This window comes from Sediminitomix flava, from assembly GCF_003149185.1.
Lineage (GTDB): Bacteria > Bacteroidota > Bacteroidia > Cytophagales > Flammeovirgaceae > Sediminitomix > Sediminitomix flava.
This window is the reverse complement of record NZ_QGDO01000001.1, coordinates 13,939-35,630: the sequence shown is the minus strand read 5'-3', so window position 1 is coordinate 35,630 and position 21,692 is coordinate 13,939. Positions and strand designations below refer to the sequence as shown.

Below are 21,692 nucleotides of genomic sequence, written 5' to 3'. Positions count from 1 at the left end.
ATGGATAACCTTATTACATATGCATTGAGCGTATTTATGGGCTTTTTTGCCATCATGAATCCAATTGCGAATACGCCAATATTTTTGGGTTTGGTAGAAGGTAAAAAGGCTGAAAAGAAGAAAAAGATTGCTAAAACAGCTACAATAACAGCTTTTATTATTGTCGTTTGTTTTGTCTTGGGTGGTAAATACATTTTTCAACTTTTTGGTATAACTATACCTGCTTTCAAAATTACTGGAGGGATTTTGATTTTTTATGTAGGATTTGAAATGTTGATGTCAAAAACATCAAAGATTCATACCAATGAAAACTTAGAAGATAATGACTCTGATGATGGAAACATTGCGGTTTCACCTTTGGCTATTCCCATTTTGGCAGGGCCAGGAACAATTGTGACAGCCATGAATTATGTAACCGAAGCTAATGTATCTCATGTCGGTATTGTGATTGCTGTTTTTGGAGTAATGATTGTTTTAACCTACTTCGCATTTTCTCTCAGTGATTACATAGTAGATAAAGTGGGTGATGACATGATTGCAGTGATCGGAAAGTTAATGGGTTTGATTTTGGCGATTATTGGTACAGGAATGGTGACAGAAGGGATTAAACTTTCTTATAATTTATAATGATGTGTTATTTAGGAAAAAGCCCTTTTTCCATTCTAAAGATTGAGAAAGGGCTTTCATATTTTGAATTTTATCGGTACTCAATAACATTCAACTTAGGATCATTTAACCTAACTCTCAGCCATTGTTCCAGAGATTTAGCATACTCTTTACGTTGTTTGTAAGGATAGCCAGATTTCATATACATGAATACAGTAGTGACATGATCACCTTTTGTTCCTTTTACTAAATTGAAACTTTCCCCTTCGCTAAAGCCCACACTCTGAATTTTAGGGTATTGAAGTTTAACTTCTTGGATGATCTGAGTTACAGGGATAGTATCTGATGAAACCTTACTCAATTGCCTGTTCATGTCTACTATTTGAGCTTCAAGCAACTTTATTTTTTGCTCCTTAGACTTAATTACATCTTCATTTTTCTTGTAAAGATCTTCAAGAATATTGATATGGAGTTTGTCATTATACTCACTGAAAGTTTCGTCTAAGTCTATGCTATTTCCTTTTTGCTGGTGTACTTGCACTACTGTTTTATGAGTTAATGGAAACCATCTACTGTCGTTATTATCTAAAGCGTAATTAGTCAGACGATCATTCAAATAAGTGATTTGTTCGCCTGTGATTTCATCTCCCATGTAATAAAGGTCTATGATAGACAAAGAATCGGAGTACGAAACTTTAGAAGTAATTAACTCGCTATTTGGGAATGCCGTAGTTTCATGAATGAATTGATCTACTGTGATTTTAAAACGTGTTTCTTGAATGACATTGAAAAAAATAACACCACTAGGTATCACCGTCACGATGAGAAATGAAAGTAAGAATACTCTATATCTGTGGTATTTATTGACATCGATAATCTGTTTTACAGGAAATTTTAAATACTTAACGACAATAAAAGTTGCTAGACTGATAAATACAGAGTTGATGAAAAATAAATAAAATGCTCCGAAGAAATACATATATCTACCTGTTGCAATTCCAAAGCCTGCAGTACATAAAGGAGGCATAAGGGCTGTGGCTATGGCTACACCAGGAACTACATTCGTTTTTTCTCTTCTAGAACTGGCAATAATTCCAGCAAAACCACCAAAAATAGCAACTAACACATCTAGTATAGTCGGTTTTGTTCGAGCTAATAATTCTGATTGTTCTAGATCAAGAGGTGTGATTGAAAAGTACAGAGTAGAGGTAAGTAAACTAATAGTTACTGCAATACCAAGGTTCTTCAATGCGCGTGTAAGCATCTCGATATCTTGAATTGCAACAGCTGTACCAATACCCAAAATTGGCCCCATTAATGGAGAAATAAGCATGGCTCCAATAATCACAGCAGTACTATTCGCATTCAATCCGATAGAAGCTATGAATATAGAAAAGATCAAAATCCAAGCAGAAGGACCTCTAAAAGTTAAGTCCTTTTTAATATCTTCTAGTGTTTGCTCATGATTTACACCATCACTAATACTTAAGATGTCATAGGTGTATTTCTTGAGGGAATGCAAAAGATAACCCGTACCTTTTTGCTTCGTTTTATTGAGTGGTTGTTGTGCTGCCTTCATAAGACATTCCAATTATCATCATACCTGATTTTGTTACTCCAACAGTCTATGAAACCCCTTCATTATTAGGTGCCTATGAAATAATTTCAAGACTGAATCGTAAAAAATCCCGCAATTATAGAGAATTAGATAGTTAAGTCATTCATCTCATTAAGATATATTTGTAATAGAAGTGTCTTATAGTTCACTAGTAAAAGGGAGTAGTAAAATCTTCTGTTTTACACTACTTTTTACTAAGTTGTTATTAAATGAGAGTCTTTTAAAAGAGGCTCGTTTACTATCAGTGTCAATTTTTAGAACTATGAAATTTTTGAAACTACTATGTTTGTTCCTTTGCACTTTTTCGGCTTTGGCACAGACAAAACAGCACTCATTCCTAGACGATAGCGCTAGTGTTGAGGTATGGCTCAATGAAAAGAAAGTACCTGCACTTGGTATTGGGACTATCAAAGATGGTGAGATCAATGAAATTACTGTTTACGGTGAAATTAAAGAGGGAGTCAAAGCACCAAAAAATACCCTATTTAATGTAGCTTCTTTAGCTAAACCAATTGTAAGTATGCTAACTCTTAAATTGGTTGAAATGGGAGAGTGGGATTTGGATGAACCTTTAAAAAAATATTGGGTTGATCCAGATGTAGGTGAGCATCCATATACGAATATTTTAAGTACAAGACATGTCTTATCGCATCGGACAGGCTTTAGAAATTGGCGTTGGGAGTACGAAGACAAGAAGCTGGCTTTTGATTTTGAACCAGGAACAAAGCATAATTACTCGGGAGAAGGTTTTGAGTATTTGCAAAAAGCCTTAGAAAATAAATTTCAAAAAGGATTGGATGAGTTAGCTAAAGAGTACATTTTTAAGCCTCTAGAAATGAATGATACTTTTTTTAACTGGAATACAGGAATTGATGAAAGTCGTTTTGCAGTATGGCATAACTCAGATGGTGAAAATACTTATCCTACACATAAAAATATCAGAACAAGTGCCGCTGATGATCTTGTAACTACGGTGGAAGATTATACCAAATTTGGCATTTATGTCTTAAGTAAAATCCATTCAGATAATCCTCTATACCAAGAAATGGTGAAACCTCTTTATCCTGATGAGAAATTCAAAATGGGATTAGGTTGGGAGATTTTACCGGATCTTAAACAAGGCCAAAAAGCCGTTCTCCATGGTGGAGGAGATGTCGGAGTTAGAACACTTATTATGCTTCTGCCTGATACAAAGGAGGGGCTGATTATCTTCTCAAATGGCGATAATGGAAGTCAACTTAACAAAGTACTCATTGAAAGGCATCTTTCATTAGGTATTGAAATAATGGCTTCAGAACAATAGTATAGAACAGGAGAAACTCAAGTAAATAAAAGACAAAGAATCGGCTGAAATTTAATGTTCAGTCTTACTTCTTATATCATTTAGAAATGGGTATAACAATGAGTAAAAGGAATTACTTAAGTGTTATATCCATTTTTAATTCTACTCTGATTATTAAGTTTAAAGTCAGTCACTATTCAAACAATCAGTTAGGTTTGTTGTTTGAGTTGAAATAAAACTAACGATAGTATGAAAAAAGGAGTAATTATTTTAGGCAGTTCAAACAGCAAAGGAGAGACTAGCCAATTAGTATCTTATATCAATGGTCAGACTGATTTTGATATAGTAGATTTAAAGACTAAAAATATTGCTGAATTTGATTATGAGTTTAAGAATCAAGAAGATGATTTTCTTCCGCTGATTAAAACTATAGTTGAAAGTTATGATACAATATTGTTTGCTACCCCGGTTTATTGGTACACAATGAGCGGTATAATGAAAACGTTCTTTGACCGAATTTCAGATTGTTTAAAGATTGAGAAAGAAACAGGACGAAAATTGAGAGGGATGAATATGGCGGTTATAAGCTGTGGTTCTGATCATATTTTGAAAGAGGGTTTTCATATGCCTTTTAAGGAAAGTGCAAATTACTTAGGGATGAATTATCTAGCAGACGTCCATGGTTGGTTAGAAGATGGTGAAATACCAACAACGGTAAAACAGAAATTAGGTGATTTTGTAACTAGCTTAAATTAGTAGCTGGTTACCTTTTCCTATTTTGGGTTAGCAGGCAATGAGATTACTATATTTTTTATCTGATTTCTATTAACAGTATCAATATTCCATTAAATTGATTGATAGTAAACTCAAAAGCACATGGAAATACTAAAAACGGATTTAAGCCAATTCAAATTTATCAAAGACTTTCCTTATCAAGAAAACTATGTTGAGTTTGAAGGCATGGATATGCATTATATAGATGAAGGAAAAGGAGAGGTTATTCTTGCTTTACATGGAGAACCAAGTTGGTCATACCTTTATCGTAAGTTTTTACCAACGCTAGATCAATACCGTTTTATTGCTCCCGATTTAATTGGATTTGGGAAATCTGATAAAATAGTAGGGCAGAAGCATTACACTTTTGAATTACATTTCAGGTCGTTAGTCAATTTTATTGATAAGCTAGCGTTGAATGATATAACTCTAGTTGTGCAAGATTGGGGCGGTTTATTAGGCTTAAGCTTATTGGGAGAGTATCCAGACCGATTTAAGAGAGTTGTAATTATGAATACTTTTCTTCCTATCGGAAAGCCTTTGTCTCCGTTTTTTAAAGTATGGCAACTATTTTCAAAATTCCATCCGTCTTTACCAATAGGGTACATTATGGATATGGGAACATATAACTTTCTACCGAAGGAAGTCAAAAAAGCTTACAAAGCTCCTTTCCCTAGTAAAAGATATAAAGATGGTGCTAAGGCATTTCCATCTTTAGTACCAACAAGTCCAAATGGACAAGGAGTGGAGAGAATGAAGAAAGCAAGAAAAGTCCTTTCTGAATGGAATAAGCCTGCCTTAGTTCTTTTTTCTGATAAAGATCAGATTATGTCTGGTTTAGAAAATTTTTTCTATAAATTAATTCCGAGCAGTAAGGAGCAAGAAAGAATCATTATCAAGAATGCTGGACACTTCTTACAAGAAGAAAGTGGCGAAGAAATAGCCAATTATATCGATTTATTTATCAAAGAGAAGTTGAAGAGTCCTGTTGGTCATAATTCTTAATTCTATGAAAGTTAAATTGTTTTTTCATTATATCAGCTACCTCCAATATCCTTTTATTTTTGGAGCTTGTTACTTTATGTTTTTGCCATATTTAAATAGTATTGATAAAAGTGAGGAAAGTCTAGATATGATCTTCAAAAACTTGAATAATGTATTAGTTTTTATAGGCTTAGGAATCAGCTTTTCTACGTTACAAGATACCACAAAGACTCAAAATCAGTTTTCTAGGAGAATTTGGGAGAATCCTGTCAAAGGAAAGGTTGTGTTGCTGCTATTTTCTTTGTTTACCTTCTTTATCCTAGGATGCGGCATGTATGCCTATTTTTCAACAGAAAATCCACAATTAGAAGAATTGTCATTTGGGATTATAGTTTTTGGTATTGGTTTTTTGGGACTTTTAAAGTCTGCAATTGAGATGTTTGAAAATCATCGTTTAGATAAAAAGTAAAATCAAAATAAGATAAATAACCACTTCACATGATGAAGTGGTTATTTCATTTATTTAATTAAGGTAATTGATAATATCAACTAAAGTTAGGAAGTCTGAGTTAGTTACATAGCTTAGATTCATCTCTGTAACCAGAGTTATCTTTGTACCAGTCCCTTTTGTTCACTCCACGAGATTCAGCCCAGTTACCAAATTCTCTGTAGCCTAAGGTAATTGCCCTACCTTCTCTAGGAGGTTTGAAGCTGTGAATAATATCGATTGCCCAAGGATGGTTTTCTGTTGACTTATAATAAATTGATTCGTTAGCATCTGAGTTATCATCTTCTGTTTGGAATAGTCCAGGATCAGCCAGTTCAGTTGGTGCTTTATCAGCCAAATGTACTTCTCGTGACCTAACGCCATTGGTAAATATGAACGGATTAAGCGCTGTCATATCAAAAGAACTTGATGCTACAGGATTGTTAAATACCACTGTTAATTCTAGCAATTCAGAGTTTTGATTGTTACAGTTACCCGCCGTGGTATGATGATAGGCATCTTCAAAAACGACGATGACTGAACGACTTGCTTGACCATCTTCAAGTCCTTTTGCATTAAGGGTAGTGAGTCCGAGTGTTTGTTTTGAACCAGTAACTGATGAAATCAATGAAGCATCTATCGGAATCTCTATACCAAACCCATTATGATATCCTCCAACGAGAGACTTTATTTGGTAGGATAATTTGAACTCTACTAATTCATTAGATGAATTATGAACACCAGTGTATCTGTAATTTACAACTAGATCATTGTAGTCATAATCACCTTTTCTTGGCCATAAATCTTCAAAAGCATAAGAACCCCATCCTAATTTACTAGGAGTATAAATATCTGTTGCTTTGGTGTCATCGTTAGGATAGTCATCTTCAATATCAATTACTCCATCTCCATCAGAGTCTGTTTGATCAAGTTCATCAGCGGCACAAGGTAAAGAACCCAAGTCGTTTATTTTATGGTTATATGTTTCTCTAACGACCCATGCTCCATCAAACTTATCCATTTCAATGACCTGTGAATTATTATCATTTGTAGCTAGGTACAAACGATCGTTTCTATCAATAGCCATAGAAGTAGGTTGGAAAGGTAGGTTTTCTGCACTAATACGAGTCGCATTTGCTGTATTACCAGTGACTTCTAATCGGTATAAGCCAGAAAAGCAACACATATAGATTGTTCCATCCAAAGATATCGCCATATCTCCACCACTTACAGGTTCTTCTAGCCCTACAATGTCAATAGTAGACACGACATTGTTATTTAAGGGGTTGATAATGTACATATCTTCATTCTTGGCTATGTATAAAAGCCCATTTGTATTGTTATACTCCATTCGAGGATAGTTTCCATTAAAAGGATTTCCTTGTTGTGCCACATGGAAGGTTTGTGCATCGATATCATACTTTCGAAGCGTAGTTCCTGTATTGTAGTATACAATTCTATTTTCACGATCTACAGCACAGGCAATAGAACTTCCTCCTGCCAAGTCGGATAATTGTGTAGCTTCATAATCTCCAGATTCGGAATTTATCCAATAGAATTCTCCATTACCATTTACTGCATATAGTTTTTCAGTACAACCTGACGAAATTCTAGTATTATTTGAGAAAACTTGAGTGTTTGATGGTATTTCTTCTGCATTAAAAGTATGCTCAAGGGTATTTCCTGAAATTGGAAAAGAAGCCCCTCTTACTAAACCCATTTCACTGCGTTGTACATAGATTTTTTGAGTAGAAGTGGGGAGCGTAATTTTCATGTACAAATTACCCTCAATTGATCTCCCTTTTCCTATTTCAATCATTTGACGACTGTCGTCTAGCAAGAAAAATGTATATACAGCTGAAATATCAGTACTTTCTTCTGAGAAATTTATTTCAAAACCTTCTGCAGTTTTGTAGTTAAAGTCTGGGTCGACATTTAGCTTTTCAAAAGAAGATGCATCATCTGTGTTATCTGGTGTTGTATCTAAAGTTTGATCTTGGCAAGCCAAAAAGCTAATACAAAAGCTGATTAAAATAAAGTGTCTTAGTTTTTTCATTTAGGTGATAATAGGTTTGGTAGCTCAAAGGTGGGAGGATTGTTTTTAATTTTTAATTATAAGCCAAAACCATTCTTACACTCCTAATGATAATTGTAAAAAAAGAGGAGACCTCACTATAAGGTCTCCTAATTTCATTTTCTAAGTACTTTCAACTGCCAAGGGCAAGAAGTTATATCGTTGTATTGCTTTTATTTAGCATCTTCTTTTAATAATCTTCTTAAGATCTTACCTACACCTGACTTAGGAAGTTCTTTTTCAAAAGAGTAATGCTTTGGCACTTTATAGTTTGTAAGGTAGTTTCTACAATGTTGTTGTAATTCCTTATCTGTAGCTTCTTTGCCTTCTTTAAATACAATATATGCTTTTACTGCTTCAGAAGTTTTTTCATCAGGAATACCAATTACAGCTACTTCTGCTACACTTTCATGCATAGCGAGTACATCTTCTACTTCATTTGGATATACATTGAAACCAGAAACTAAGATCATATCTTTTTTACGGTCTACAATTCTGAAATATCCATCCTCATCCATTGTCCCGATATCGCCACTTCTGAACCAATCACCTTCGAAGAATGCCTCTTTAGTTTCTTCTGGTAAATTCCAGTATCCGCTAAAAACTTGAGGGCCTTTGATGCAGATTTCTCCAGCTTCACCTTGTTCTACCACATTTCCATCATCATCACGAACAGACATTTGTGTACTTGGGAATGGTAGACCAATCGTACCTAATCTTACTTCACCTTTAAAAGGCTGTGTACTTACTACAGGTGATGTTTCAGAAAGTCCATAGCCTTCCATTAGAGGGCATCCAGTCATTTCTTCCCAACGGTTAGCAACGGCTTGTTGTACAGCCATACCTCCACCAATAGAAATATGTAGTCCACTGAAGTCTAGTTGAGCAAAAGATGGATCATTCATCAAAGCATTAAATAATGTATTTACTCCTGTGAAGAAGGTGAATCTATGCTTAGATAAGATTTTGATGAATCCAGGAATGTCTTTAGGATTCGTAACTAGTACATTGAATGCGCCCATTCTAAACATAGTCAGACAGTTTACTGACATTGAGAAGACATGGTAAAGAGGCAATGCAGAAATAACAACTTCTTCGCCCTCATTTAATTTGTAGCGCATCCACTGGTAATTCTGTTCTACATTGGCAATAATGTTTCTATGAGATAAAATTGCACCTTTAGAAACTCCTGTAGTACCTCCTGTATATTGTAAAAATGCTGCATCTTCTTGTTTTACCTTAGGTTTATCCCAAGTCAAGGAAGCTGCTTTTTTCATTACCTTCTTGAATCCAATTGCAGTTGGTAAATTATAAGCTGGGACCATCTTTTTGAGATGCTTCACCGCAGTGTTAATAAACCAACCTTTTAATGGCGAATGAAGATCTCCAAGCTCTGTTACGATGATATGCTCAACAGGAGTGTCTTTTAAAATACGCTCTAGTTTTGAAGCAAAGTTTGCCAAGATAACAATTGCTTTTACACCCGCATCATTGAATTGATGCTTCATTTCTCTTTCTGTATATAGAGGATTGGTGTTTACTACAATCATACCAGCTCTAAGTACACCAAACATTACAATAGGGTATTGCAATGTGTTAGGCATCTGTATAGCTACTCGGTCACCTTTTTGTAAACCAAGGTCTTTTTGTAGATAAGCGGCAAACTGTTTGGAGGCTTCGTCAACTTGGCGGTAAGTCATTTGCTGCCCCATACACTCATAAGCGAGTTGGTCAGCATATTTCTCAAAGCCTTCTTCTAATATATCTAGGATTGAATTGTATTTCGTTAAATCGATGTCATGAACTACTTGTTCATCGTATTTTGCATACCAAGGAAACAACATTCTTATTGAAAATTAGTAATACCTTTCTTTCTTTAAACCCACGCAGTTTCTCCAACTCTGAAAGCACATTTTAATGCCAAAAAGTTAGTATAGATTAGGAGTTTGTTAATTATCTAGTTCATAGTGTACAAACTAAGAACAGCAATTTTAGTGATTATTTTTGAAGAATGTAAAAAATACGAGACAGATTTGTCCTTGTGTGATAGTAAACCTCTCTAATGTTTTTAAATCCTGCTTCTTTGGCATATTCTTCAATGTCTTGAGCAGAAGTAAAATAAGCTGAGAGTGTACCCCATTCTTCTTTCACCCTAATCGTTTTGGTGTCTTCTTTTAAGTCACCTAGTTTTTTTATTTCCTTAAAAGGAGTTTCTATCAATAATTTCCCCCCTTCGTCTAACAGTTCTGCACACTGTTTAACAATGTCTTTCTGAATGTCTCTTTCTTGTTCTAGAATACCCGACCATACGTAAAGTATCGCATCGAATTTCTCATTTAATTCTAAAGGAAGTTCTTTAAAAAGTCTAACATCTTCGTTAAAGGTATTTTGAACATATTCGCGTAGTTTTAGGGATCTTTCTACACCCGATATAACTCCTTTGAATCCTTTACGACGTAAAACTTCAATCACGCGACCATAACCAGAACCTAATTCTAGGACACGATCAGCCTTCGAAATTTCATCATAAATCTCGTCAATATCTTCACCTTGATCCAACCCGATAAGATTCGCAAATTTTTTAAACTGCGAAATCTCCATGTTATTATAAAATGTGATGTTGGATGCTACAAATCGTTCCTGTTGTTCGTCAAGTTCCTGCAATACCTACAAATTAAGAATAAATAATACATTCCTCTCTGTGTAAAATGCAATCACAAATCTTGCCATTGTTTATCATTTTCCGAAATAAATTACATTTCTAACTAAGGAATTATAAAAAGATTTTTTAGTTTAAGTGCTTACATAATTTACGGTGCTATAAAATCTACAATTTCTTCTGTAGAAGTGAATAGAATCAAATACTGTAATATTTAAGAAGTTGGAAGAAATTGACTGATTTTTTTAAAATTTAGGAACAAACCACTATAAATCTTGTTTTAACTTGTTGAAGTATTTTGAGTAACAATTATAAAGTAGCAATATCAATTTATATATTTGCGCAATTACTATTTGTTAGACCATTCCTACCAAATGGCGATTAATTGGTTAGGTAAAGATTTTTTATTAAGACTTTTACCTTGGTACATAACCTCTAAACGACTTGAAACAAATGACTGAAAAGAAGCCAAAGATTATTTACACGAAAACAGACGAAGCACCTGCATTAGCTACCTATTCTTTGTTTCCTATCATTAAAGCTTATACTTCCACAGCAAACATTGAGGTAGAAACTCGTGATATTTCACTGGCTGGACGTATCATCGCTAATTTTCCTGAGCGATTGACAGAGGCTCAGAAAATTGGAGATGCTTTAACTGAATTGGGGGAAATGGCAAAGACACCTGATGCAAATATTATCAAACTCCCAAATATTAGTGCTTCTATCCCTCAGCTTCAAGCTGCAATTAAAGAATTACAAGCACAAGGTTACGATCTTCCTTATTACCCAGAAGAGCCACAAAACGATACTGAAAGAGATATTAAGGCTCGTTATGACAAGATTAAAGGTAGTGCTGTAAACCCAGTACTAAGAGAAGGAAATTCAGATAGACGTGCGCCGAAAGCAGTTAAGAATTATGCCAAGAAAAACCCACATCGCATGGGCGCTTGGTCTGCTGATTCAAAGTCGCATGTGGCAAGTATGCCAGGTAATGACTTTTACGGAAGTGAAAAGTCAGTGACAATTGAGAAAAATACGGACGTAAGTATTGAGTTCGTAGCTGAAAACGGACAAACTAAGACTTTAAAAGAAAAAGTATCTCTTCTTGCGGGTGAAATCATTGATGCTTCCGTAATGAGCATGAGTGCACTTCAAGACTTTATTGCAAAAGAGATCGAAGATGCAAAAGCACAAGGAGTTCTTTTCTCTCTTCACATGAAAGCTACAATGATGAAGGTTTCTGATCCTATCATCTTTGGTGCTGCAGTGAAAGTGTATTACAAAGAAGTCTTCGAAAAATATGCAGAGCTATTTGCTGAATTGGGTGTTGATGCTAACAACGGTATTGGTGATGTATATGCTAAAATCGGAAAGTTACCAGCAGCTCAACAAGACGAAGTTAAAGCAGCAATCGATGCTGTTTATGCTACTCGTCCAGCATTGGCAATGGTGAATTCTGATAAAGGAATCACAAACCTTCACGTTCCTTCAGATGTGATTATTGATGCTTCTATGCCTGCAATGATCCGTACATCTGGTCAAATGTGGAACAAAGAAGGTAATCAACAAGATACAAAAGCGGTTATTCCAGACCGTTCTTATGCTGGTGTTTATCAAGCTACAATCGACTTCTGTAAGAAGAATGGTGCATTTGATCCTTCTACAATGGGCTCAGTTGCAAACGTTGGTTTGATGGCTCAAAAAGCAGAAGAATATGGTTCTCATGACAAAACGTTCCAATTGGAAGGTAAGGGTACTGTAAAAGTAATTGATGCAGAAGGAAACGTTTTGATCGAGCAATCAGTAGCTGAAGGTGATATCTTCAGAATGTGTCAAGTGAAAGATATTCCTGTTCAAGACTGGGTGAAATTGGCAGTAAACAGAGCGAGAGCAACTGGTACTCCAGCAGTATTCTGGTTGGATAAGAACAGAGCACATGATGCTGAATTGATCAAGAAAGTAGAGCAATACCTTCCTGAGTATGATACTGAAGGATTGGAAATCCATATCTTAGCACCAGTAGAAGCTACTCAATTCTCTCTAGAGCGTATCAAAGAAGGAAAAGATACAATTTCAGTAACAGGTAATGTACTTCGTGATTATTTGACTGACTTGTTCCCAATTCTTGAACTTGGTACAAGTGCGAAAATGCTTTCAATTGTTCCATTGATTAACGGTGGTGGATTGTTCGAAACTGGTGCAGGTGGATCAGCTCCTAAGCACGTTCAACAGTTTGAGGAAGAAAACTACTTGAGATGGGATTCATTGGGAGAGTTCTTGGCATTGGCAGTTTCGTTGGAGCACCTAAGCGCAAAAACTGGAAACTACAAAGCTCAAGTTCTTGCAGATACCTTGGATGAAGCTACAGGTAAATTCTTGGATGAAGATAAATCTCCTGCGCGTAAGCTAGGTCAGATTGATAACCGTGGTAGCCACTTCTACCTTGCACTTTATTGGGCTGAAGCATTAGCAGCTCAAGATAAAGATGCTGAGTTGAAAGCAATTTTTGCTCCTTTGGCAACTGAATTGTCTAGCAACGAAGCTAAGATTGTAGAAGAGCTTATCGCTGTTCAAGGAAATGCTGTAAACGTTGAAGGTTACTACAGCCCTAACGAAGAGCTAGCTTCTAAAGCAATGAGACCAAGTGCTACATTGAACAATGCATTAGACTCAATTTCAAAAGCAGTGATCTAATTGTCACTTCTTTAAGAATAGATGAAGGCAAGGAGTTATATACTTCTTGCCTTTTTTGTTTCCAAATTGAAACAAATCCCCCTCTTTTTTAAGAATAGAAAGCGTAGTTTTGTCTAAATAATGATCAAAACTAAATTATGATTCGACAAACATTACTTTCTGTTTTCTTTCTGACAGTATTTTCTTGTGCTCCCCAAAAAGAAGTTAGTACACCAAAGTTACCAGATGTCTATAAGCAGAATATCGAAAACTTAATTGGCTTTTTTGATAAAAATGCTTGGAATGATTCCTTGGGTGTGTATTATTCCGAGCTTGATAATGAAGGGAATTTACAGTCTGAAAAAGTATATACAGTTGCTCTGAGTAGATTGATTTATGGTTTGTCATATACCTCAGAATTTTACCCAGAAAATTTAGATAAAGCTGAACGACTCATCAAGTTCCAGTTAGAATCTTTGATTGCTTCTGACACTATTGGGCTTTATTCTATTTCTTCAATTGAAAATGGGGTAAAGGATTCAACTCAAGTTTTAGATATTTGGCAACAAGCTTATGGTTTGTGTGGTTTGAGTGAATTTTACAGACAAAAACCTAATAAAGCGCTATTAGAAAAAATCCATGCTTTACACGATGGTTTTGTATCACGATTCCATGATGTAACTAATGGTGGTTTTTGGAGTAACTATGAGATAGGGAAAGGTGGACAATCGGGCAGTAAATCCTTACAATCTCTGATGTATCCGATAACAGCTTATACAGCCAATTTATGGCTTGCTGACAAAGAGAATAGAAAGAAGTATGAGCCTTTCATTCAAGAAAATATAGCACTTCTTTATAAAAATGCATGGAATGAAGACACAAATTGGGTGAATGTCAAATTCAATGATGATTGGTCAGTTTGCAATTCTGAAGATCCAAATAAGCCATGTTTTACAGTTACCCCTGGTCATAATTTTCAGTTAGCCTCTCTTTTTCTAAGAACTGATCGATTTACTTTTTTTACAGATAAAGAAATCGAGAAATATCAAAGAAGAGGAATTGAAATATTAGAAGCTACGCTGAATAAGAGAAGTATTTATCATGAAGGGAAAATTAAAAATGGTTTTTACAGCGAGGTAAATCCATTCACAAATGAAATCTTAGATGAAAGAAAAACATGGTGGCAACATGCTGAAGCTATTTTAGCATTATCTTTAGTGAAAGATGATCGATATGAAAAAGAGTTAAAGTTGCTAAAGAATTTCTTTTTCAGTCATTTCCCAGACCATAAATATGGTGGAGAGTATTTCTTTATCACTAAAGATAATGAGCCTGTGAGGACAGAGTGGAAAGGCAGTATCGGAAAATCTACTTATCATACAACTGAAATGATTCGTTTTCTGATGGAGAAAGAAAGTGAGTAAGGTAAAAGTCAATTTTTAGATAAACAAAAAGAGTCATTCTGATTAAAATCGGAATGACTCTTTTATTTTTAAACAAAGTTGAGATTAATGTTTATACATTTTCTCAATCAGTTTCTTATAGTTATCAATCACTACTTTACGCTTAACTTTAAGTGTAGGAGTGATTTCACCTTTTTCAATTGTAAACTCTGCTGGTAAAAGAGTGAACTTCTTGATTTTCTCGAATTTAGCCAAGCTCTTTTGAAGTTCTTCAATACGCTGATCGAACATTTCTTTGATCTGAACATTTTCGATCAATTCTTTTCTGTTCTTAAACATGATACCCATGTTTTTAGCATATTCTTCCAACGCTTCAAAGGCAGGGACAATCAAAGCAGAAACGTACTTTCTTTCATCTCCAATAACTGCAATTTGTTCTACAAACTGGTCATTTGAGATTTTTGCTTCAATTAATTGAGGAGCAATATATTTACCTCCAGAGGTCTTCATCAAGTCTTTGATACGGTCTGTAAGTACCATATGACCTTTAGAATCGATGTAACCAGCATCTCCAGTTCTGAACCAGCCATCTTCTGTGAAAACTTCAGCAGTAGCTTCTGGAAGGTTGTAATAACCTTTCATTACTGTTTCACTTTTCACTAAGATTTCATTGTTATCACCAATCTTAATTTGAACATCTGGCATTGGTGTACCGATTGAACCGATAGGTGTCTCATTCTCTACAAAACATGAAACGGTAGCTACAGTCTCAGTCATTCCATACCCATAATTGATAGGAAGACCGATGGCATGCATAAACTTCGTGATTTCATCAGAAAGTTTAGAACCACCTACAGGAAGTAGACGAGGTTGACCACCAAAAATGGCATTTCTCAATTTTGAGAAAATAAGTTTGTCGGCAATTGAGTTCTTAGCTTTTAAGATGATAGAAGGAGAAGTTCCTTCAATTTTGTGCTCAACAAATTCTAATCCTGTAGCAATAGCCCAATCAAATAGCTTTTTCTTAACGCCAGTTGCTTGTCCAGCTTTTTGAAGAATTCCTGTATGGATTTTTTCATAAAGACGAGGAACAGAACACATGGCTGTTGGTGCAACCTCAGGAATTGCTTGTGCAATTTGCTTTGGATCCTTCAAAATGAAGTTTGTAGCTCCGTTGTAGTATACATAGAAACTCCATGTACGCTCATAAACGTGGCTAAGTGGAAGGAAACATAAAGAATGGTCGGACTCATTTACAGGAACTCGGATATCATGAATCTCAAAAGTTTTAGCAAAGTTGCTGTAGTCTAGCATTACCCCTTTAGGCGTACCTGTAGTACCAGAAGTATAGATTAGGGTAAGAAGATCGTCAAATTTTGCATTTGCTAATCTTTCTTGATATTCGGCTTCTTCTTCAGCAGTGAATTCTTGAGCAATTAAATCATCAAAATGAATTGCTTTCTGACAACCTCTAAGATCAATGTCTTTTTCAAAGGCTACAATTTTCAGTAGTTCTTCGTGTTGATCAAGAATTTCTAGGGATTTATCAAGTTGATCCTGCTCTCCAACAAACAATACTCGGACAGCAGCATCTTTTAAGATATAACTAGCTTGTTCGGCTGTATTTGTGGCGTAAATAGGAACTGTGATGGCTTTTACACTAAGTGCGCCAAGGTCTGTGATAGACCATTGTGGCATATTTTGAGAAAAGATACCAATCGTTTCTTGAGATTTAACCCCAAGTTTGATTAGAGACTTTGCTAATTTATCTATTTTCTCACCAAAGGATTTCCAAGAAGTGGCAACCCATTCATTTGATCCTGGAGATTGATATTTGAATGCAGCTCGCTCTCCATACTTCTGAACGTTAGCCCTTATCGCCTCAACGAGATGCACTCTTTTTGAATCGTTCATGTTTTGCTACTTTGATTTGTTTGTTATGTTTTTTGATAATACTTAAAAAATACAGACAGTGTATTTTCTAAATCTCAATGGTCGATTTTGCTCTCACAGGTACTTTTACAGGAATACCTACTGCTTTGGTCTGAACAAAACCATTATATTTCACTTCAAATTTTTCATTCGATAGAACCTTGAAAAGACCATCTAATACATTGCTGAATAACTTCTTTGAAGGAAATCTAACCTCCAAAGGTAGTGTGAAATCAGCTTTTGATGGCATTGTTGTTTTCAAAGGTTGATTGATTGAACCTACAATCTCATCGTTAATGATTACATCAATACTTACGCTGTCTAGAGCCATTTTAATCCCATTCGGGTTGTAAAATTCAGCATCTGCAGTAAGTAGGATGTCTCCGCTACTTATACGTTTAACACTCAGGTTATCTATGCTCTTAAATTCTGGTTCGTGAATCTTACATGAAACAAGACCAAAAATCATTAGTAATGATAAAACAATAAGCGACAAGTAATTCTTTCTTTTAGCCATAAATTTTAGGTAATAAAATGTTGTTTTACATTATCGAGTGAAAAATAATAAACACTCAATGTTACTACACAGAGCATAAACACTAATACAGGTCAAAAATATGTTTTTTTTCACATATGATATGATTTAATGGAGAGAAATTTTCATAATTAAGCCAATAAGGTGTTAAAATCACGCCTTTTTAAATGAATACTTGACAATTGTCAATCAAATCTGACAACTCTTTTGCAGTTTTGGTTTGACCTTCTATTTTTGCGGAAAAGTTAGCTATTAGCCTAAATACAAACATGGTTTTAAGCTAATAATAAAATTATTTCAATCGTGTATGTGTTGAAAGGATAGGTTAAATTCTATTCATAGAAAATGAGTAAAGTATTGATAATTGGAGCTGGTGGCGTAGGTAACGTCGTAGCTCATAAATGTGCGATGAATTCAGAAGTTTTTTCTGAAATTACTTTGGCTAGTCGCCGTAAAATCAAATGTGATGAGATTGCAGCTGAAGTAAAGCAACGTACAGGCGTGGAAATTTCCACAGCTCAAGTTGATGCTGATAATGTTCCAGAATTAGTGGAACTAATCAATAAGGTAAAACCTGCTATTGTGATCAATGTGGCACTTCCATATCAAGATTTAACGATTATGGATGCATGTTTGGAAACAAAGGTTCATTACCTGGATACCGCTAACTATGAACCGATTGATGAGGCTAAGTTTGAGTATAGTTGGCAATGGGCTTATCAAGAAAGATTTAAAGAAGCTGGAATTACTGCAGTGCTAGGGTGTGGTTTTGACCCTGGAGTTACTGGTGTGTTTACAGCATTTGCCCAAAAGCACCAATTTGACGAAATACATTTCTTGGATATTGTAGATTGTAATGCTGGAGATCACGGGAAAGCATTTGCTACAAACTTTAACCCCGAGATTAATATTCGCGAGATTACGCAGAATGGTAAATTTTGGGAAAAAGGAGCTTGGGTAGAAACAAAGCCTCTAGAGATTCATAAACCAATTGAGTATCCTAATATTGGTCCTAGAGAATCTTATTTGCTTTATCATGAAGAATTGGAATCTCTTGTGAAAAATATTCCTCATATGAAACGTGCTCGTTTCTGGATGACTTTCGGACAAGAGTATATCAAGCATTTAGAAGTGCTTCAAAATGTTGGAATGACTCGTATTGATCCAATTATTTATGAAGGAAAAGAAATTGTTCCTCTTCAGTTCCTTAAAGCTGTTCTTCCTGAGCCATCTGAACTAGGAGAGAATTACGAAGGGCAAACATCTATTGGTTGTCAATTGAAAGGCCTAAAGGATGGTAAGGAAAAAACATATTATGTTTATAACAACTGTGACCACGCAGAAGTATACAAGGAAGTCGGAGGGCAAGCAGTTGCTTATACTACAGGCGTGCCTGCTATGATCGGTGCCATGATGGTATTGAAAGGAGAGTGGTCTGGAGCCGGTGTTTATAATGTAGAAGAGTTCAACCCTGATCCATTTATGCACCAATTGAATGTACAAGGTTTACCTTGGAAAGAAGAATTCAATCCTATTTTACCTCACGAAGATTATTATTAATAATCTCAAAGGGTGTAGTTAAGATGAAAGACAGCGATATATTCGTTGTCTTTTTTCTTTTAAAAAGAAACACCCTACAAACATCTGTCTGTAAGGTGTTGTAATTTACTGTTCTCTTTCTTGTGTTTCCACTAGGAACAGATTTATCATACTGCGATGTTAGAAGCTGTAAACAGCCGCTAAACCTAGGAAGCCTGTTGAGTTAGTCGCCATACCATCGCCGTCAAGGAATTCAGAAACATTGTCTGAAGCCATATCATAACGAACTTCTGGTATAAGTTTAAGGTCTCCTATGTTGATGTTTCCTGATAGAGTGAATGAAGTGATACTTCCGCCCATATCTTCTACATCACCTGTATCATAACCTCCTAGAATTAGTGCGTCATCATCGCCAATATATTCACCTCTGAAACCGATTCCAGCTGTTTCAGTAAGCATATAATTCAAATAAAGAGCTCCTCCAAACCATGAAGTTTTAATATCGTCTTGTCCCTCCATTTGGTAATTCCATGACTGGTTTGTAGCATTTACACCAATCAATAATTGATCATTCGCTTGGAATGTAGCAGTAAGGTCGATCTGAGCAAAAGCATCTTTATCGATATCACTGTATTCATAGTTACCTCCTAAGTAGTTTAAGTAGATTGCCGTCTTTTCATTTGGTGCAAATGAAAGTTGAGCACCATATAACTTAGGATCTTGGAAAGACATTTTTGAGTCAGTCTCATTGAATACACCAACCATAACGCCAACTTTATCTGAAATGGCATAGTCAGCTTTTACCCCTGTGTGGTAGAAAGGACCATTTGAGAACATGTAAGAAGTAGAGTAGTTGAAGTTACCTGGAGAATCAATCAATTCGTAACCTACAAACGTAGAGAAATTACCCATTGTAAAAGTTAATTTCTCCGTTGGAGAATAAGTAACATACAATTGCTTAATTATCGATAATGTAGGAGATGAAACTCCTTCACCAGTTGATAAATCAGTGTAGATACCTGTGTAACCATTAGCAACTTCAGCTCTTGGACCAAATGCTAGATCAGCAACAAATCCTACCTTGCCTGTTTGTTTTGATAAAACAATATTAGCCATACCTAGAGCAAACGAATTACTTTCTTCCATAAACGAAGTAGGTACGCCAGATTCGCCAAAGTTCATCTTGTAGTAAGTATCAACGAAACCTGAAATTTGAAGACCTCCAAAAACAGGCGCATCAACTTTAGTTTCTTCTGTTACTTCATTAGATTTCTCTTTGTCCTTGTCTTTGTCTGTAGCAAACAATTGGGTGTACGAGATCAGTAATAGTCCTGTGACTACTAGATTAAGAATTTTCATAATAGTAGAGTGTTTGGTTTATATATATAGTAGAGTTCTATATGCAGTAGGGGGGAAAGCATGGAGGGGATTAAGCTCCATGCTTAAGAAAAGTAAGTATATAATAGTAATGTAGCGTCAATTCTATTCGTCGAAGACGATAGTGTAGCCTCTCATGCCATGTTCGTGGCTATCAAGACCAGTTTTCTCATGCTCTTCAGAAACTCTGATACCTCTGATCATATCAAGTCCTTTGAAGATGATGAATGAACATACAAATGATGTAGCTCCGATTGCTCCAATTCCGATCAATTGGTTAATCACTTGATCCATACCAGCTTTAGAACCGAAAATACCTACAGCTAAAGTACCGAATACTCCAGTTGCTAAGTGTACAGGAATCGCACCTACACAGTCATCAAGTTTCAATTTATCAAGAGAAATTGCAGCAACAACTACGATAACACCTGAGATCAAACCGATGATGATTGCTTCCATTGGGCTCATCAAATCTGCACCAGCAGTAATACCTACAAGACCTGCAAGGATACCGTTAAGTCCCATTCCAAGATCAAGTCTTTTCAATAATAATTTTGCAGCGATGATACTACTTACAGCACCAGCACAAGCAGAAAGAGACGTAGTTACCAATACAAGAGAAGTTGATGCAGGGTCAGCGCTCAATACAGAACCACCATTAAATCCGAACCATCCTAACCATAATAAGAATACACCAATTACAGCCAAAGGCACTGAAGAACCAGGAAGGTCATTTGCTTTACCATCTTTTGTATATTTTCCTAAACGAGGACCTAAAACGATGATACCAGCAAGAGCAGCCCATCCACCTACAGAGTGTACAATAGTTGAACCAGCAAAGTCATGGAAACCTAGTTCAGCAAGGAATCCACCACCCCAGTGCCATGATCCTACTAAAGGATATACAAAGCTTACGTAGATAGCAGTGAAAATCAAGTAAGAGCTGATTTTGATTCTTTCAGCAACAGCACCAGATACAATAGTAGCTGTAGTAGCAGCAAACATACCTTGGAAAAGGAAGTCAGTCCAATACGTATAACCAGCATTGTAAGTAAGGTCTAAAGATCCATCAGCACCAGTAGGAGCAGAAAGTCCGAAACCAATACCAAATACACCATCAACAATCCATTCAGATGGATACATCATAACGAAACCTACAACCGCATAAGATAGGAGACCTATAGCAGGAGTAAGTGTGTTTTTGAATAGAATATTTACAGTGTTTTTAGCTTGCGTAAAACCAGCTTCTACACCAGCGAAACCAAGGTGCATGATGAATACCAATGCTGTAGCAAGCATCATCCATACATTGTTGGTAGTTAGTGCATTTGCAGAAATTTGAGACGCAAGAGTTGCAGCAGATTCAGCTGTCGCAGCAGTTCCAGCAGTAGCTTCAGCCGCAAATGTTGAGGCTACATGCATCAAGTTTTGAGTAATAAGCATAATTATAGTTTTTAGAAAACTTTAGAATGTATTTAGCCAACCCCTTTTGTGACAAAAGGGAAAAAATGGCAGCGATGATTTTTTAAGTGTGAGCAAAGCTCACGAAGAAATGTTCTTAACTAAAGAGTAATTGTGTTAAGTGTATATACTTAAATTTGTTGTTTTAGTAGAATTCATGTGCAGTATGGTTTAGAGTAATTAAATGATGTTAGTTGTCAGGAAAAGGAATATTATTTTGAGGGATTGATTAGAAACGAAATTAATTAATAATATTTCCTATTTCTTTAATGTAAAATTAAGTAA

Annotated in this window: 16 protein-coding genes; 8 read left to right on the top strand and 8 right to left on the bottom strand. The window is 35.6% G+C overall.

Going from position 1 to position 21,692, the window contains the following annotated elements:
- Positions 1–627, top strand: coding sequence for a MarC family protein (locus BC781_RS00145; protein WP_109615224.1), 627 nt, complete (start codon positions 1–3; stop codon positions 625–627).
- 70 nt (positions 628–697) lie between these two features.
- Here BC781_RS00145 and BC781_RS00140 read toward each other — a convergent pair whose 3' ends face one another.
- A complete protein-coding gene (locus BC781_RS00140; protein ID WP_109615223.1) occupies positions 698–2,185 on the bottom strand; it encodes a DUF389 domain-containing protein in 1,488 nt (495 codons plus the stop codon).
- Positions 2,186–2,486: 301 nt separating this feature from the next.
- On the opposite strand from BC781_RS00140, the gene BC781_RS00135 reads away from it, so the two are divergent.
- From BC781_RS00135 to BC781_RS00120, 4 genes are all read left to right on the top strand, one after another.
- Positions 2,487–3,527, top strand: coding sequence for a serine hydrolase domain-containing protein (locus tag BC781_RS00135; protein WP_109615222.1), 1,041 nt, complete (start codon positions 2,487–2,489; stop codon positions 3,525–3,527).
- A gap of 228 nt (positions 3,528–3,755) precedes the next feature.
- Positions 3,756–4,262, top strand: a complete 507-nt coding sequence (locus BC781_RS00130) for a flavodoxin family protein (protein WP_109615221.1) — start codon at positions 3,756–3,758, stop codon at positions 4,260–4,262.
- A gap of 120 nt (positions 4,263–4,382) precedes the next feature.
- On the top strand, positions 4,383–5,285 hold the full coding sequence (locus BC781_RS00125) for a haloalkane dehalogenase (RefSeq protein WP_109615220.1): 903 nt from the start codon (positions 4,383–4,385) through the stop codon (positions 5,283–5,285).
- A gap of 4 nt (positions 5,286–5,289) precedes the next feature.
- On the top strand, positions 5,290–5,733 hold the full coding sequence (locus BC781_RS00120; protein ID WP_109615219.1) for a hypothetical protein: 444 nt from the start codon (positions 5,290–5,292) through the stop codon (positions 5,731–5,733).
- Between the two features lie 100 nt (positions 5,734–5,833).
- Here BC781_RS00120 and BC781_RS00115 read toward each other — a convergent pair whose 3' ends face one another.
- The 3 genes from BC781_RS00115 to BC781_RS00105 form a co-directional block, all read right to left on the bottom strand.
- Positions 5,834–7,807 carry an LruC domain-containing protein gene (locus BC781_RS00115; protein ID WP_109615218.1) on the bottom strand — a complete coding sequence of 658 codons (1,974 nt, stop codon included), beginning with the start codon at positions 7,805–7,807 and terminating at the stop codon, positions 5,834–5,836.
- Between the two features lie 191 nt (positions 7,808–7,998).
- Positions 7,999–9,669, bottom strand: a complete 1,671-nt coding sequence (locus BC781_RS00110; RefSeq protein WP_109615217.1) for an AMP-binding protein — start codon at positions 9,667–9,669, stop codon at positions 7,999–8,001.
- Between the two features lie 154 nt (positions 9,670–9,823).
- Positions 9,824–10,489, bottom strand: a complete 666-nt coding sequence (locus BC781_RS00105) for a class I SAM-dependent methyltransferase (protein WP_146201583.1) — start codon at positions 10,487–10,489, stop codon at positions 9,824–9,826.
- A 448-nt stretch (positions 10,490–10,937) separates the two neighbouring features.
- Here BC781_RS00105 and BC781_RS00100 point away from each other — a divergent pair, with 448 nt between their 5' ends.
- Both BC781_RS00100 and BC781_RS00095 read left to right on the top strand, forming a co-directional pair.
- The gene (locus tag BC781_RS00100) at positions 10,938–13,181 is read left to right on the top strand and encodes an NADP-dependent isocitrate dehydrogenase (protein WP_109615215.1); all 2,244 of its coding nucleotides are present in this window, start codon (positions 10,938–10,940) and stop codon (positions 13,179–13,181) included.
- Positions 13,182–13,318: 137 nt separating this feature from the next.
- Positions 13,319–14,584: an AGE family epimerase/isomerase gene (locus tag BC781_RS00095; protein ID WP_109615214.1), complete on the top strand. Its 1,266-nt coding sequence runs from the start codon at positions 13,319–13,321 to the stop codon at positions 14,582–14,584.
- Positions 14,585–14,668: 84 nt separating this feature from the next.
- On the opposite strand, the gene BC781_RS00090 is transcribed toward BC781_RS00095, so the two are convergent.
- Positions 14,669–16,477, bottom strand: coding sequence for an AMP-dependent synthetase/ligase (locus BC781_RS00090; RefSeq protein ID WP_109615213.1), 1,809 nt, complete (start codon positions 16,475–16,477; stop codon positions 14,669–14,671).
- Between the two features lie 67 nt (positions 16,478–16,544).
- Positions 16,545–17,012, bottom strand: coding sequence for an NDR1/HIN1-like protein (locus tag BC781_RS00085; RefSeq protein ID WP_109615212.1), 468 nt, complete (start codon positions 17,010–17,012; stop codon positions 16,545–16,547).
- Positions 17,013–17,375: 363 nt separating this feature from the next.
- Between BC781_RS00085 and BC781_RS00080 the strand changes: the two genes are divergently transcribed.
- Positions 17,376–18,590 carry a saccharopine dehydrogenase family protein gene (locus BC781_RS00080; protein WP_109615211.1) on the top strand — a complete coding sequence of 405 codons (1,215 nt, stop codon included), beginning with the start codon at positions 17,376–17,378 and terminating at the stop codon, positions 18,588–18,590.
- A 159-nt stretch (positions 18,591–18,749) separates the two neighbouring features.
- On the opposite strand, the gene BC781_RS00075 is transcribed toward BC781_RS00080, so the two are convergent.
- Positions 18,750–19,928 (bottom strand): porin, encoded by a 1,179-nt coding sequence (locus BC781_RS00075; protein ID WP_109615210.1) that lies wholly within the window; start codon positions 19,926–19,928, stop codon positions 18,750–18,752.
- Between the two features lie 123 nt (positions 19,929–20,051).
- Positions 20,052–21,389 (bottom strand): ammonium transporter, encoded by a 1,338-nt coding sequence (locus BC781_RS00070; protein ID WP_245935557.1) that lies wholly within the window; start codon positions 21,387–21,389, stop codon positions 20,052–20,054.
- Positions 21,390–21,692 lie beyond the last annotated feature (303 nt).

What these genes read in the sequence shown, in the direction of transcription:
- BC781_RS00145 (WP_109615224.1), top strand. Translation starts at nt 1, where the DNA reads ATGGATAACCTTATTACATATGCATTGAGCGTATTTATGGGCTTTTTT.
- BC781_RS00140 (WP_109615223.1), bottom strand. Translation starts at nt 2,185, where the DNA reads ATGAAGGCAGCACAACAACCACTCAATAAAACGAAGCAAAAAGGTACG.
- BC781_RS00135 (WP_109615222.1), top strand. Translation starts at nt 2,487, where the DNA reads ATGAAATTTTTGAAACTACTATGTTTGTTCCTTTGCACTTTTTCGGCT.
- BC781_RS00130 (WP_109615221.1), top strand. Translation starts at nt 3,756, where the DNA reads ATGAAAAAAGGAGTAATTATTTTAGGCAGTTCAAACAGCAAAGGAGAG.
- BC781_RS00125 (WP_109615220.1), top strand. Translation starts at nt 4,383, where the DNA reads ATGGAAATACTAAAAACGGATTTAAGCCAATTCAAATTTATCAAAGAC.
- BC781_RS00120 (WP_109615219.1), top strand. Translation starts at nt 5,290, where the DNA reads ATGAAAGTTAAATTGTTTTTTCATTATATCAGCTACCTCCAATATCCT.
- BC781_RS00115 (WP_109615218.1), bottom strand. Translation starts at nt 7,807, where the DNA reads ATGAAAAAACTAAGACACTTTATTTTAATCAGCTTTTGTATTAGCTTT.
- BC781_RS00110 (WP_109615217.1), bottom strand. Translation starts at nt 9,669, where the DNA reads ATGTTGTTTCCTTGGTATGCAAAATACGATGAACAAGTAGTTCATGAC.
- BC781_RS00100 (WP_109615215.1), top strand. Translation starts at nt 10,938, where the DNA reads ATGACTGAAAAGAAGCCAAAGATTATTTACACGAAAACAGACGAAGCA.
- BC781_RS00095 (WP_109615214.1), top strand. Translation starts at nt 13,319, where the DNA reads ATGATTCGACAAACATTACTTTCTGTTTTCTTTCTGACAGTATTTTCT.
- BC781_RS00090 (WP_109615213.1), bottom strand. Translation starts at nt 16,477, where the DNA reads ATGAACGATTCAAAAAGAGTGCATCTCGTTGAGGCGATAAGGGCTAAC.
- BC781_RS00085 (WP_109615212.1), bottom strand. Translation starts at nt 17,012, where the DNA reads ATGGCTAAAAGAAAGAATTACTTGTCGCTTATTGTTTTATCATTACTA.
- BC781_RS00080 (WP_109615211.1), top strand. Translation starts at nt 17,376, where the DNA reads ATGAGTAAAGTATTGATAATTGGAGCTGGTGGCGTAGGTAACGTCGTA.
- BC781_RS00075 (WP_109615210.1), bottom strand. Translation starts at nt 19,928, where the DNA reads ATGAAAATTCTTAATCTAGTAGTCACAGGACTATTACTGATCTCGTAC.
- BC781_RS00070 (WP_245935557.1), bottom strand. Translation starts at nt 21,389, where the DNA reads ATGCTTATTACTCAAAACTTGATGCATGTAGCCTCAACATTTGCGGCT.